The 13900-nt window shown below is 73.9% G+C and carries 12 protein-coding genes; 8 read left to right on the top strand and 4 right to left on the bottom strand.

The features are described from left to right. The first annotated feature begins 85 nt into the window (after window positions 1–85). Entirely contained in the window at window positions 86–1738 is a 1653-nt protein-coding gene (locus XF36_RS02625) for an acyl--CoA ligase family protein (RefSeq protein WP_060710739.1), read from the top strand. A gap of 722 nt (window positions 1739–2460) precedes the next feature. Here the strand turns inward: XF36_RS02625 and XF36_RS02620 are convergent. Beyond that, window positions 2461–3630, bottom strand: coding sequence for a lipase family protein (locus XF36_RS02620; RefSeq protein ID WP_060710738.1), 1170 nt, complete (start codon window positions 3628–3630; stop codon window positions 2461–2463). Between the two features lie 165 nt (window positions 3631–3795). Here XF36_RS02620 and XF36_RS02615 point away from each other — a divergent pair, with 165 nt between their 5' ends. Next, window positions 3796–4914: an alpha/beta hydrolase gene (locus tag XF36_RS02615; RefSeq protein WP_064485540.1), complete on the top strand. Its 1119-nt coding sequence runs from the start codon at window positions 3796–3798 to the stop codon at window positions 4912–4914. Between the two features lie 110 nt (window positions 4915–5024). On the opposite strand, the gene XF36_RS02610 is transcribed toward XF36_RS02615, so the two are convergent. After that, window positions 5025–5795: a DUF2382 domain-containing protein gene (locus XF36_RS02610; protein ID WP_060710736.1), complete on the bottom strand. Its 771-nt coding sequence runs from the start codon at window positions 5793–5795 to the stop codon at window positions 5025–5027. Between the two features lie 296 nt (window positions 5796–6091). Here XF36_RS02610 and XF36_RS02605 point away from each other — a divergent pair, with 296 nt between their 5' ends. Further along, window positions 6092–6958 carry a hypothetical protein gene (locus tag XF36_RS02605; RefSeq protein WP_060710735.1) on the top strand — a complete coding sequence of 289 codons (867 nt, stop codon included), beginning with the start codon at window positions 6092–6094 and terminating at the stop codon, window positions 6956–6958. A gap of 100 nt (window positions 6959–7058) precedes the next feature. Continuing rightward, window positions 7059–8756: a GNAT family N-acetyltransferase gene (locus tag XF36_RS02600; RefSeq protein ID WP_060714358.1), complete on the top strand. Its 1698-nt coding sequence runs from the start codon at window positions 7059–7061 to the stop codon at window positions 8754–8756. A 91-nt stretch (window positions 8757–8847) separates the two neighbouring features. Here the strand turns inward: XF36_RS02600 and XF36_RS31170 are convergent, their stop codons facing one another. Beyond that, window positions 8848–9045, bottom strand: a complete 198-nt coding sequence (locus XF36_RS31170) for a hypothetical protein (protein WP_145981233.1) — start codon at window positions 9043–9045, stop codon at window positions 8848–8850. Window positions 9046–9338: 293 nt separating this feature from the next. Here XF36_RS31170 and XF36_RS29875 point away from each other — a divergent pair, with 293 nt between their 5' ends. The 4 genes from XF36_RS29875 (at window position 9339) to XF36_RS02575 (ending at window position 12342) form a co-directional block, all read left to right on the top strand. After that, on the top strand, window positions 9339–9536 hold the full coding sequence (locus tag XF36_RS29875; protein WP_060710733.1) for a hypothetical protein: 198 nt from the start codon (window positions 9339–9341) through the stop codon (window positions 9534–9536). Window positions 9537–9629: 93 nt separating this feature from the next. Further along, window positions 9630–9977 (top strand): hypothetical protein, encoded by a 348-nt coding sequence (locus XF36_RS29870; RefSeq protein WP_060710732.1) that lies wholly within the window; start codon window positions 9630–9632, stop codon window positions 9975–9977. Between the two features lie 13 nt (window positions 9978–9990). Beyond that, window positions 9991–10263, top strand: coding sequence for a hypothetical protein (locus tag XF36_RS02580; RefSeq protein WP_060710731.1), 273 nt, complete (start codon window positions 9991–9993; stop codon window positions 10261–10263). 24 nt (window positions 10264–10287) lie between these two features. Beyond that, window positions 10288–12342, top strand: a complete 2055-nt coding sequence (locus XF36_RS02575) for an NAD(+) synthase (RefSeq protein ID WP_060710730.1) — start codon at window positions 10288–10290, stop codon at window positions 12340–12342. Here XF36_RS02575 and XF36_RS02570 read toward each other — a convergent pair. Then, window positions 12339–13784 (bottom strand): amino acid permease, encoded by a 1446-nt coding sequence (locus XF36_RS02570; RefSeq protein WP_060710729.1) that lies wholly within the window; start codon window positions 13782–13784, stop codon window positions 12339–12341. The two genes, XF36_RS02575 and XF36_RS02570, sit on opposite strands and share 4 nt — an antisense overlap. Window positions 13785–13900: the final 116 nt, after the last annotated feature.

The following is a 13900-nucleotide window of genomic DNA, read 5'->3' as shown; positions in this document are numbered from 1 at the left end:
ATCGTGGCCGGCTGCGTGTGCTGGTGTCGGTGAACGGCCGAGGAAGCGGCGTCGACACGTTCGCTGACCTGCGGGGGAGGCGACCGTGACCGCCGACGTCTGGACCACCCCGCTGACCCCGCTGGCCTTTCTCGGCCGGTCGGCCGCCGTGTTCGGGGACAAGACGGCGATCGTCTACGGTGAGCGACGGCACACCTACGCCGAGTTCGCGGCCGAGGCCACCCGCGTCGCGCGCGCCCTGCATGCCTCCGGCGTACAGCCCGGTGACCGGGTCGCCTACCTGCTGCCGAACCTGCCCGAGATGCTGGTCGCGCACTTCGCGGTCCCGCTGGCGGGCGCGGTGCTGGTCGCGGTCAACACCCGCCTCGCCAGCGAGGAGGTCCGCTACATCCTGGACCACTCCGCGGCGAAGATCCTCGTCGTGGACGCGGTCCTCTACGAGACCGTGCGCCCGATCGCGGACGACCTGAAGACCGTCACCGAGATCGTCACCGTCGTCGACGCCGCCGCACCCGGGGACGGCACCGGCTCCGGAGTCCCCTACGCCGACCTGCTCGCCCGCGGCTCCGACGAGCCCCTCCCCTGGGCCGTCGACGACGAGCGCGGCACGATCTCGATCAACTACACGTCCGGGACCACCGGGCACCCGAAGGGCGTGGAGTACCACCACCGCGGCGCCTACCTGAACTCGTTCGGCGAGATCGTGCACTCCGCGCACGGCCCGGACTCGGTGTACTTGTGGACACTGCCGATGTTTCACTGCAACGGCTGGTGCACCCCGTGGGCCGTGACGGCGATCGGCGGCACCCACGTCTGCCTGCGTGAGGTGCGCGGGAACGTCATCTGGGGCCTGATCGCCGAGCACGGGGTCACCCATCTCAACGGCGCACCCACCGTCGTCACCACGATCATGAACGCGCCCGAGGCGGCCACCGTGGACCACCAGTTGGTGATCACCACCGCGGGCGCCCCGCCGAGCCCGACCACCATCTTGCAGATGGAGCGGATGGGCTTCCGGATCGTGCACGTCTACGGTCTCACCGAGACCTACGGCCCGTACTCGGTGAACCAGTACCAGCACGCCTGGGACGACCTCGACGCCGAGGAGCGCGCCATCCTGCAGGCCCGTCAGGGCGTCGGGATGATCTGCGCCGACCGCGTCCGCGTCGTCGACAAGGACATGATCGACGTCGCCCGCGACGGCACCGCCATGGGCGAGATCGTCATGCGCGGCAACAACGTCATGAAGGGCTACCACCGCGACCCGGACAGGACCGAGGAGGCGTTCCGCGGCGGCTGGTTCCACTCCGGCGACCTCGGCGTCGTGCACCCCGACGGCTACGTCGAGCTGCGCGACCGGGCCAAGGACGTCGTCATCTCCGGCGGGGAGAACATCTCCACCGTGGAGGTCGAGCAGGCCGTCGTATCGCACGACGCGGTGCTCGAGGCCGCGGTCGTCGGCGTTCCGGACGAGAAGTGGGGCGAGGTCCCGAAGGCGTTCGTCGTGCTCAAGCGGCGCGGCTCCGCCGGGCCGCAGGAGCTGATCGACCACGTGAAGTCGAGGATCGCCCGCTACAAGGCTCCGAAGACCGTCGAGATCGTCGACGAGCTGCCCAAGACCTCCACCGGCAAGGTGCAGAAGTTCGAGCTGCGTGAGAAGGAGTGGTCCGGGCACGGGGAGTCGCGCATCCGCGGCTCCGTCGACCGGCGACACGACGACGGCGGAGCCCACCGTTGAGCAGCGGACCCTGCCGCCGGACGCGGCGGGGTCCGACGCGCGGCCGACCCGGGAGCTGGTCGACCAGGCCGCCGGCCCCGTGCTCCTGCGGGAGAGTCCGCCACCCGGGTCACGGCCCGGTGTCGGCGTCACGCCGGGATGGCGGGATGGCGGGTGCTCGGGCACCCGGGGGGGCAAGATCCTGCTCGTCCCGTAGCGATCGAGGTGGGCGACGCGGGAGGGCGGTGGGCCCACGAGGCCGGGACCACGGCCACCTACCCACCCGACACGGCCGGGGACCCGGACAAAGGCCACCATGTCCGCCCCGGCCCCCAGGACGGCGAACACGGCGTGAAGCCCCGTGCGCTCGGCCGCGTCGCGCGCGCCTTCCCGATCAGTCGGTGTGCGTGGTCGACAGGTCGGCGACCAGGGACGGGTCCGGGTCGAGTGGTGCGGTCGGAGGTCACAAGGTCGGCGGTGAACAGTGCCCCGGAGACATCCGGTACGACCATCTCCCTGCACCACCACCGCCATCGCGGCGGCGCGGTGGTCCAGGCCGCGGCGCTGCCGGTAGGCCTCGTCCCCGCCCGTCACCCGGCGCACGCGTACCCCCCTCCTGCATCCTCCGACGCCGCAGGTCACGGCGCCGGGCACGGAGTCCGGCGCCGTCCCGGGGGGCTTGCCGCGAGTCCCCCCGCTGCGTAGTACGTCGACCACGGCGGGAGGTGCTCCCGAGCAATGGGTCAGTCGCAGGTGGACGCGGTCGGCAGGTCGGCGAAGCGGGTCTGTAGGAACGCCAGCGCCCGGGCCTGGCCGTCCGGGTAACCGCCGAGGTGCCCCGGGACGGGCGACGGCCGGAACTCGACGTCGGCACCCTGGTCGCACCAGCGCTCGGCGAGCTCCCGACCCTGGTCGAACGGCACGATGTCGTCGGTGAGGCTGTGCACGATGAGCACCGGGGCCTCGGGCGTACGGCGCCCGATCAGCTGCTCGTCCACCCGGCTCGCGAAGGGCTCCTCGTCGAGGAACTCCGAGATCGGCCGCCCGTCGGCGGACAGCTGCTCGGACCGCAGGCCCGGGTAGCGCAGCGCCGAGTCCGGGGTGCACTGCTCGCGCAGCTCGGCGATCACCTGGCGGCCGCGGTCGTTCAGCAGGTCCAGCACGCCGAGGTCGGGGTAGGCGGCGTCGAACCCGGAGACGGCGTAACCGAGCAGGAAGGAGGCGGGGCCGCTGTCGAGGACGCGGCCGGTCGCGCGCAGGTCCGCGGGGGGCGCGCCCGCGTAGGCGCCGACGAGGTCCAGCTCGGGGGCGTACTCCGGGGCCAGCTCGACCGCGGCGGCGGACGCCCCGCCGCCCTGGGAGTAGCCGTAGAGCGCGGTCGGGGCGTCCTCCGGCACGCCGACACCGGCCCGCTGGGCCGCACGCGCGACGTCGAGCAGGGCGTGCGCCTGGGCGGCCCGGTTGACGTAGGTGTGCTCGCCGGGCGTGCCCAGGCCCTCGTAGTCGGTGACGGCCACGGTGTAGCCGCTGCTCAGCAGCGCACCGATCGCCGGGGCCTCGTACTCGGTGCCGGCCTGCAGCTGCCGCGACGGCGCGCAGCGGTCGGCGAGCCCCTGGGTCCCCGCGGCGAAGCCGATGACCCGGGCCGGCCCGGGCGCCGGGACGAGCGGGGTGAGGACGATGCCGCTCACCGTGACCGGGCGGTCGTCGGTGTCGAGGCTGCGGTAGAGGATCCGGGTCGCCGTCGCGGCGGGCACCGTCGGGGTGAGGACCCGCTCCGCGGACACGACGTCACCCGGTTCCCCGTCGGCTCCCGGTCCGTCCGGCGAGGCCAGTGCCTGCGGCACCGCGACCACCGCCGCGACGACCGCCACCACCCCCGCCACGACCGTCGCACGCAGCCTCGTCCTCATGCACGTCCCCTCCGTAGATGATCTCCACTGGATTGAACGAGGATCCGGCGGCGGAGGAACGGACGGCGGAGGTTGCGATCCGGCGACGACCGGCGGGTGATGCGTGCCGCGCGCAGCGGCACGCAACGGCACCCGGTGCCACAATCGGGGGTGGAGATCGAGTGGATGCGGGAGGTCGCCGTGGATCGTCGGGTGCGGGTGGCACGGGGAGCCCTGCGCGGTGTGCTGGCCCTGCCGAAGCCGGTGAAGCGAGTGATCGCGGGCCCGCCCGTCCGCCGCGACGGCCAGCAGCTCGACCTCGACATCCAGCTGCTGCTGCGGCTGCTCACCCCGCGCCGGCCGCAGCCCGTCCCGCCGCCGGAGCAGATGCGGGCCGGCCAGTCGTTCGTCGACCGCGTCGTCGCCGGGCCCGCCGAGCCGGGGGTGCGCCGCGAGGACCGGACGGTCCCCGGCGCGGTCGCCGACCTGCGGGCGCGGCTGTACGTGCCCCCGCCCGGACCGGACGTGCTCGACGGCGCACTGCTCGTCTACGTGCACGGCGGCGGTTTCGTCGCGGGCGACCTGGACACCCACGACGAGCTGTGCGCCACGCTGGCCGCCGAGTCCGGCGCCCGGGTGCTCTCGGTGGACTACCGGCTGGCGCCCGAGCACCCCTTCCCGGCCGCCGTCGACGACTGTCTGGCCGCCTTCGCGCACGTCGTGGCGCATCCGGAGGAGTTCGGGGCGGCCCCGGGCCGGATCGCGGTCGGCGGGGACTCCGCCGGGGCGAGCCTGGCGCTCACGGTGGCCCGCGAGACCAGCCGCTACGGCGCCGACCCGGCCGGACGTCCGGTGTTCTGCCTGGCGTTCTTCCCCGTCACCGAGCTCGAGGGGCACACCCGCTCGCGCGAGCTGTTCGGCGACGGGTTCCTGCTCACCGGCGAGGCGATCGAGGCGATGGCCGGCTGGTACGTCCCCGAGGCGCTGCGCGACGACCCACGGCTGCGGATCGCCGAGGGCGACCTGACCGGGATGCCGCCGGCCTACGTCGCGACCGCCGGGTTCGACCCGCTGCGTGACGAGGGCGAGCACCTGGTCACCCGGATGCGGGAGGCGGGCGTCCCGGCCACGCTGCGCCGCCACCCGGACCTGGTGCACGGCTTCGCGACCTCGCTCGGGATCGGGACGCGGCCCCGGCAGGCGGTCGCCGAGGCGTCCGGCGCGCTCCGGACGGCGTTCGCGCTGCTCGCCTCCCCGGTCCCGGCGCCCGCACCGGATCCGAGCAGGAGCAGCAGCCCGTCCTGATCCCCGCAGGACACCGTCGGTGACGTACCCGGGCGGCCCGGACATGGGTCCGGCGCGTCACCGGGCCCGGGTGCGGGCTCCGGTGACGCGCCGGTGGCGCGGTGCGTCGCTCAGCTGCGGCGCTCGTCGCGGGGCAGGGCGTGCTGCGGGTCGTCGACCTCGATGCGCTCCTTGCGGACGGTGTCGGAGACCTTCTCGTCCTCGGTGACGGTGCGGGTGCCCAGGCGGACCTTCTCGACGGCCTCGGTGGTCTTGTCGACGACCGGGCGCTCGCGGTGCAAGATCACCTCCTGCTCGGCCTCGCCGATGGCGCCCGGGCGGGCCGTCGCCTCGGTGCCGTCGATCGGCTCGCGCTCGAGGCGGACCTCCTCGTGCGACACCGGGACGGTGACGGTCTGGTCCTCGGTCACCACGTACTTGCGCAGCGCGACGCGACCGGTCTCCTCGGTCTCGGTGCCGACGCGCAGGTACTCCTCGTGCCGGACGATCGCGTCGTCGCCGCCGGTGCGGGCGGTGCGGTCGCGGTCGGTGCGCTCACCGGTGGCGTGGCGGGCGTCGGTGCGGCCCTGGCCGATGCCGTAGTGACGGTAGAGCTCGTCCTCCTCCGAACCGGTCAGGCGCTCGTCGGAGCGGCCCACGTGCGGGGAGTTCTTGACGGCCTGCTTCTCCACACCCAGCGCGACGTCGAGGTCGTGCACGTCGGCGTTCTGCAGCGGCACGAAGCTCTCCTTGGTGCCGAACAGCCCGGTGTTGACCGTGGCCCAGGTCGGCTCCCCGCTCCGCTCGTCCAGGTAGATCTGGCCGATCTTGCCGACCTTCTCGCCGTGGTTGTCGACGACCTGGCGACCGATGAGCTCCCGGGTCATGTCCTTCGTGATCATGCTGCTGTCCTCCGTGGCTCGGTGCGATTGCTGTCGAACACCGGTGGGGTCGGCCCGAAACGGCCTCGGCATGCGGCGGGGACCACGTTCCCCGTCGTCCGTGTGACGTCCGCCATCCAGCTGGCCCCACGGGATCGTCTGCGGGACAACGCTGGGTGCATCACGTTCCCGTCACGGGCGACCCCGGACGGCATGTTTGGGACACTCTGTTCTGGACTTGATCTAGGACGTTCCCGACGACGGGGACGGATCGTCCCGCCGCCGGGGCCCCGGGACCGCCGTGGAATCGTGGTGAGGTGCTCGCCGGGACCGCACTCCTCCCGCTCGAGTCGGCCGTCACCGTCACTGCCGTCGCGGGCGCGGCCGTGCTCGCCCTCGTCCTGCTCGTGCTCCGGTGGGGCCGGTGGCGCCCCGCGGTGCGGGCGGCCGCCCTGCCGGCCGTGGTCGCACTCGTCGTGCTCGCCGTCGCGATCGCGACGAACGCCTGGTTCGGCTTCTACCCGACGCCCGCCTCACTGGCCGCCGGACCGGACCGCGGCGGCCTGCCGGCGCCGCCCGTCCAGCCGGTGACCGGCCCCGGCCGGGACACCGTGCCGACCGTCGACGGCGTCGAGGTGCCCGTGCACCTCCCGCCCGGCTACGACGACCACCTCGCCCACCCCGTCCTGGTGTGGACCGGGCCCCGTGACGGGTCGGCCGCGGTCGACGCCGCCGTCGACGCCGCGGTCACCGCGGGACGGATGCCGGCCGTGATGGTGCTGTGGACCGACCGGGCCGCGTGGGCCCTCGCCGGACCGCCCGACGCGCCGGGGTGCGCACTGGGCCGGGCGCTCGCCGAGCGTGCCGACGTCGCGACGGCGGCCGGACCTCCCGGCGGCGACGGCTGCCCGGACCCCGGGTCCGGTTCGCCCGATCCGTTGGACCTGGTCGTCGTGCGCACCGCGGCGACGCAGGATGACCCGGTCCCGGGCGCGCCGCTGCCGGGCCCGGCGCCAGCGTCGGGGTCGGTGACCGCGGCGCAGGGGAACCTGCCGGCCGACGTCGTCGCCGCGGAGCTGGACGCGCTCGGCGCCCGGCTGCCGGGTCCGGTGGCCCGCTCGGACGCCGCCGGTGGATCGCCACCGGGGACGGGATCGACAGGAGGAACGCGTGACGGGCTCTGAGGACTCCGGTCCGCCCGGCGACACCACGGACGAGCGCGGGGACGTCCGCTCCACCCGCGGAGCGGCCCCGACGCCGGACCCGGAGGCCCGCAGACGACGGCTGTCCGAGGCCGCCGTCGTGCGCGCCGTGGTGTGGGCGGCACGGATCGTCGGTGCGCTGACCGTCGTCGCGGCGGTGCTGCCCGCGCCGCGGCGCATCCTCGGCGGCGAGCTGCGCAGCACCCTGGGGCTGCCCGCGGGGCTGGGGCTGGCGTCGCTGGTCGTGACCGCACTCGCCGGGGTCGGCCTGCTGCTGCTGGCCACCGGGCTGCGCCGGCGCAAGCAGCGCGCGTGGTGGGTGGCGACCGCGACGACGACGTTCCTCGTCGTGGTCAACCTGCTGCACGTGCTGGACCAGCGGCGCGGCATCGGGCCCGCGGTGCTCGTCGTCGCGCTGCTGGCGGCGCTGATCGCCACGCGCCGCTACTTCGTCGCCCGGCAGGACCCGGGCGGGCTGGGCCGGTCGGTCCGGTCGCTGCTGCAGTTCGGGCTGTCCGGCTTCCTCATCGTCGGGGTGCTGCTCGCGCTCAACCCGCGCCGGCTCGTCGGCGACCCGTCGATCGCCGCGCAGGCCGCGCACGCGGCGCTGTCGCTGATCGGGGTGACCGGCCCGGTCCAGTTCGAGCAGCGCGCCGTGTGGCTCGACGACCTGACCTCGGCGATCGGGCTGACCTTCGGGGTGGTGGCGCTCGTCGTCGCCGGGTACCACCTGCTGCGCTCACCGGAGCCGCGCCCGTCGCTCGCCCCCGAGGACGAGGAGCGTCTGCGTGCCCTACTCGACCAGCGCGACGGCGACTCACTGGGCTACTTCGCCCTGCGCCGTGACAAGGCCGCGGTGTTCGCCCACGGCGGGAAGTCAGCGGTGTCCTACCGGGTGCTCGCCGGGGTCGCGCTGGCCTCGGGCGACCCCGTCGGCGACGTCGGCGCGTGGCCCGGCGCCATCGAGGCCTTCCTCGACATCTGCACCCGGTACGGCTGGTCGCCCGCGGTGCTGGGCTGTTCCGAGCGCGGCGCGACCGCCTGGGCCAAGGCCGGTCTCGACGCCCTGGAACTGGGCGACGAGGCGGTGCTGGAGACGGCGACGTTCAGCCTCGACGGGCGCCCCATGCGCGGGGTCCGCCAGACCGTCAACCGGATGCAGCGCAGCGGGCACACCGTCGAGGTGACGCGGCTGCGCGACGTCGACGAGGCCGAGCGGACGCGGATCGCCGAGCGCGTGCACCGCTGGCGCGGCGCGGAGGACGAGCGCGGTTTCTCGATGGCGTCCTCGCGGGTCGCGGACCCCTCCGACCCGGACGCGGTGATCGTCACCGCGTTCCGCGACGGCGAGCCGACCGGGATGCTGCAGCTGGTCCCCTGGGGCCGCGACGGGCTCTCGCTGGACCTCATGATCCGCTCCGCCGACGCCGACAACGGCGTCAACGAGCTGATGATCGCCGAGCTGATGGCGGCCGCGAAGGACCACGGCGTGAAGCGGGTGTCGCTGAACTTCGCGATGTTCCGCTCCGCCCTGGAGCGCGGCGAGCGGATCGGTGCCGGACCGGTCGCCCGCGGCTGGGCCCGAGTGCTGCGGATCGCCTCGCGCTGGTGGCAGATCGACTCGCTCTACCGGTTCAACGCGAAGTTCCGTCCCACCTGGTACCCGCGCTACGTGCTGTTCCCCGCCGTCCGCGACCTGCCGCGGGTGCTGTTCGTCGTGCTCGAGGCCGAGGGCTTCGGCGGCCGTCCGCCGACGCTGCTGCGGCTGCTGCGGCGGTGAGCCGGGGCCACGTGGGGACGGTGTCGTGATCCACGCCTCCGAGCTGCGCCTCGACGTCGTCGCCGCGGCGGTGGTGCCGGCCGTCACGGCGCTACTGGCGCTCGCCCTCACCGGAGGGTCGTGGCACCGGCTGCGCCGGGGTCGCGCGGACGCTGCTCGTGATCGTCTCGGCCGTGGCCGTGCTCGCGACCGCCGGGGCCGGGGCGAACCTGCTCGGCGGCTTCTTCCCCACCGTCGGCTCGCTGATCGGGTCCTCCCCCGACCCCGGCGAGGGCTCGGTCGCCGACATCGGCCCGGACGGTGCCGGCCTCGACGCGGCGATGCCGCTGGTCGCCGCCCGGTCCGCGCAGGGGCTGGGCTCCACGCTGCACATGACCCTGCACGGGGACGCGTCCGGCATCGACCGCGACCCCGACGTCTACCTCCCGCCCGCTACACCGAGCACCCGCAGGCCCGCTTCCCGGTCGTCGAGTGGCTGCCCGGGTTCCCCGGCGAGCCCCGCGAGGTCGCCGCGCTGTTCCGGGTCCCCGAGGTCCTCGACGCCGCGATCGCCGCGATCGCCGCATCCCGCCGGTCGTACCGGTGATCCCCGACATCAACGGCGAACCCCGGTTCGGCCACGACCAGGAGTGCGTCGACGCCCAGCACGGCGCGGCCGACGACACCTACCTGACCACCGACCTCGTCGGCTGGACCACCCGGCACCTGCGGGTGCGCTCCGACCGCGGAGCCTGGGCGCTGGCCGGCTGGTCCTCGGGTGGGTACTGCGCTGCGCGATGAACCTGGCGCTGCGCCACCCGCGCACCTACACGCTCGCGGTCAGCCAGAGCGGCTACGACCGCACCCCCCGACGACGTCGTCACCGGGGAGCTGTTGGCCGGCCGGCCCGACCTGGCGGCCGCGAACGACGTCGTCGCGCTGCTGGGCGAGCGGCCCGCACCACTGGCGATGCTGGTCACCGCAGGTTCCGACGAGCCCGAGGAGCGGGCGGCGGCGGACCGGATCCGGGCCGCCGCGGCGCCGCCGGTGACCGTCGACACCCGCGTGTACCCGGGCGGCGGACACAACCAGAACGCCGTCCGCGCCCAGGTGCCGGACCTGGTGGACTGGCTGGGTGCGCACCTGCCGGGGCCGCTCGCCCCGCCCGCGACGCCGGCGGGTGTCACGATCGACGACGGGCCCGGTGTGCCGCAGCGCGTGCTGCCGGTCCCCGACCCCTAGGAAGGAGACACGCGTGGTCTGGGAGGGAGTCGGCACCCTGCTGCTGGTCGGTGGGCTGCTCGCCGGGGTGGTGTGGATCGTGATCGCGGCCGGCGTCGGGGAGATCCCGGCGGTGCTGCACGGCCTGGCGCTGTGGTTGCTGGTGCCGCTGGCGTGGCTGGGGTCGCTCGGGGTCGTGCTGGCCGGCGGCTCGGTCGGGGCCGGCTGGGCGGTGCTGCTGGGGCTGCTCGTCGCCACCGGGATCGCCTGCGGGGCGGCGCGGATGCTGGCGGGTCGAAGGGGCTGACCACCCACCGGTCAGAATGACGACGTGGACTTCCGCTCCGTCTACCGCCACCGCTTCCTGCGCACCGCCGCGGCGACCCTGCACACCACGATGGCCGCCCCGGCCGCGAACGTCGCCGCCGTGCTGGAGACCGCGCGGACCTGCGCCGACGACGGCGTCGGGCTGGTGGTGTTCCCCGAGCTGACGCTCTCGGGCTACTCCATCGAGGACGTCCTGATGCAGGACACCCTGCTGGACACCGTCGAGACCGAGCTGGTCTCGCTCGTCGCGGCGACGGCGGACCTGCTGCCGGTCCTCGTGGTCGGGGCACCGCTGCGGTACCGCCACCGCCTCTACAACTGCGCGGTCGTGATCCACCGGGGCCGGATCCTCGGCGTCGCCCCCAAGTCCTACCTGCCGACCTACCGCGAGTTCTACGAGCGCCGCCAGACCGCCGCCGGCGACGACGTCCGCGGTGCGACCATCCGGCTGGGCGGCGCGTCCGGTGTCGACGTGCCGTTCGGCACGGACCTGCTCTTCGCCGCCGAGGACCTGCCCGGCCTGGTGCTGCACGCCGAGCTCTGCGAGGACTACTGGGTGCCGATCCCGCCGTCGTCGGAGGCGGCACTGGCCGGGGCGACGGTGCTGGCGAACCTGTCCGGCTCGCCGATCACCGTCGGCCGGGCCGACACCCGGCACCTGCTGTCGCGCTCGGCGTCGGCGCGCTGTCTGGCCGCCTACGTCTACGCGGCCGCGGGCGAGGGCGAGTCCACCACGGACGTCTCCTGGGACGGCCAGACCATGATCTACGAGAACGGCGTGCTCCTCGCGGAGTCCGGGCGCTTCCCGCAGGGGGCGCGGCACGCCGTCGCCGACGTCGACCTCGACCTGATCGCCGCCGAGCGGCGGCGCCAGGGCACGTTCGACGACAACCGCCGCACCCACGCCGCCCGCACCGACGCCTTCCGCACCATCGGGTTCCGGCTCGACCCGCCCGGCCACGACATCGGGCTGCGCCGCACCGTGGAGCGTTTCCCGTTCGTGCCCGCGGACCCGGCGCGACTGGAGCAGGACTGCTTCGAGGCGTACTCGATCCAGGTCGCCGGGCTGGAGCAGCGGCTGCGCGCGATCGGCCAGCCGAAGGTCGTGATCGGGGTGTCCGGCGGGCTCGACTCCACGCACGCGCTGATCGTCGCGGCCCGGGCGATGGACCGGCTCGGGCGCCCGCGCACCGACATCCTGGCCTTCACCATGCCCGGCTTCGCGACCTCGGACCACACCCGCAGCAACGCCGTCGCGCTGTCCGAGGCCCTCGGGGTCACATTCGACACGATCGACATCACCGGCACCGCCCGGACGATGCTGTCGGAGATCGACCATCCCTTCGGGCGCGGCGAGCCGGTCTACGACGTCACGTTCGAGAACGTCCAGGCCGGTCTGCGCACCGACTACCTGTTCCGGCTGGCGAACCAGCGCGGCGGGATCGTGCTCGGCACCGGGGACCTGTCGGAGATCGCGCTCGGCTGGTCCACCTACGGCGTCGGCGACCAGATGTCGCACTACAACGTCAACGGCGGCGTCCCGAAGACGCTGATGCAGCACCTCATCCGCTGGGTGATCTCCTCCGAGCAGTTCCCGGCCGAGGTCTCCACCGTGCTGCAGTCGGTGCTCGACACCGAGATCACCCCGGAGCTGGTGCCGTCGGACGGGACCACCGAGGTGCAGTCCAGCCAGGCCACCGTCGGGCCGTACGCGCTGCAGGACTTCACGCTCTGGTACACGCTGCGCCACGGCTACCGGCCGTCGAAGATCGCGTTCCTGGCCGGGCACGCCTGGTCCGACGCGACCGCGGGCGCCTGGCCGCCCGGCTTCCCCGACGACGAGCGGCCCGAGTACTCCCCGGCGGAGATCCGCCGGTGGCTGCAGGTGTTCGCCCGGCGCTTCTTCCAGTTCGCCCAGTTCAAGCGCTCGGCGCTGCCGAACGGCCCCAAGGTGTCCGCCGGGGGTGCGCTGTCGCCGCGCGGTGACTGGCGGGCGCCCTCGGACCTGTCGGCGACGATCTGGCTGGACGAGATCGAGCGCGAGGTCCCGGAGGGCTAGGCGGCGATCCGGTCCCGCTCGGCGAGCTCGGCAGCCACCTTCTCCCGGCGCGCGGCCCTGGCCCGGGCGTGCGCCGGGCTGCGGCGCAGCACCAGGTAGGCGACGGCGAGCACGGCGAACCAGATCGGCGTCACCAGCAGGGCGACCAGGGTGTCGTCCTGCTGGGTCAGCGCCCACAGCACGAACACGAAGAACGCCAGCACCGCGACGACCATCGGCACCCCACCCGGCATCGGGAACCTCGACGCCGCGTGGCGCTGCGGGCGGCGCCTGCGGTGCTCCAGGTAGCTCACCAGGATCATCGTCCACACGAACACGAAGCAGACCGACGAGATCGTCGTGACGACGGTGAACGCCCCCACCACGGACTGCCCCGAGTACAGCAGCGCCACCCCCACCAGCAGGAACACGCACGAGAACGCGAGCGCGTTCACCGGGACCCGGCGCGCGGACAGCCGGGCGAACCGCGGGGGCGCGGCGCCGTCACCGGCGAGGCCGTAGACCATCCGCGACGTCGAGTAGATGCCGGAGTTGGCGCTGGACAGGGCACTGGTGAGCACCACGAAGTTGACGACGCCTGCCGCCGCGGCGAGCCCGGCGAGGCCGAACATCGCGACGAACGGGCTCTCGTCGGCAGCGATCCGGCTCCACGGGGTGACCGCGCAGATGACGGCGAGGGCGCCGACGTAGAACAGCAGGATCCGCACCGGGATGGTGTTGATCGCCCGCGGCAGCGTGCGCTCCGGATCACGCGCCTCGGCGGCGGTGGTGCCGACGAGCTCGACCCCGACGAAGGCAAACACGGCGATCTGGAAGCCGGCCACGAAGCCCGTCACTCCGGTCGGGAAGAAGCCGCCGTCGTTCCAGAGGTTGGCGAACGCCGCGGTCGTGCCGTCCGGGGCGCGGAACCCGCCGAGGACCATCGCCAGCCCGACGACGACGAGTGCGAGGATCGCGACGATCTTGACCAGGGCGAACCAGAACTCGGCCTCGCCGAAGGCGCGCACCGTCGGCAGGTTCAGCGCGAAGAGCACCAGGATGCAGGCCAGCGCGGGGATCCAGAGCGGGACGTCGGCCCACCAGTAGGCGACGTAGCCGGAGATCGCGACGACGTCGGCGATGCCGGTGACCACCCAGCAGAACCAGTAGGTCCAGCCGGTGAAGAACCCGGCCCACGGGCCGAGCAGGTCAGCGGCGACGTCGCTGAAGGACTTGTAGCGCAGGTCCGACAGCAGCACCTCGCCCATCGCGCGCAGCACGAAGAACAGGAAGAAGCCGATGATCGCGTAGACCAGGATCACCGACGGCCCCGCGAGCGAGATCGTCTTGCCCGCCCCCAGGAACAACCCGGTGCCGATCGCGCCGCCGATGGCGATGAGCTGGATGTGGCGGTGGGCGAGGTCCCGGCGGAGCGGCGACCCGGCCGTCGCGTCGTCGTGCATCGTGCTGTCCCCCTTGCGCTCCCGAACCGTTCGGAGGCGCCCGACCGTATCGGTGCGCAATGCGGACGTCCCAACATGACAGGTACGGACGGGGGCGGTCCACTGGTCCGGACGCC

The organism is Pseudonocardia sp. HH130629-09, from assembly GCF_001294645.1.
Lineage (GTDB): Bacteria > Actinomycetota > Actinomycetes > Mycobacteriales > Pseudonocardiaceae > Pseudonocardia.
Note: the sequence above shows the minus strand (reverse complement) of the source record. Positions and strands in the feature narration are given on the sequence as shown.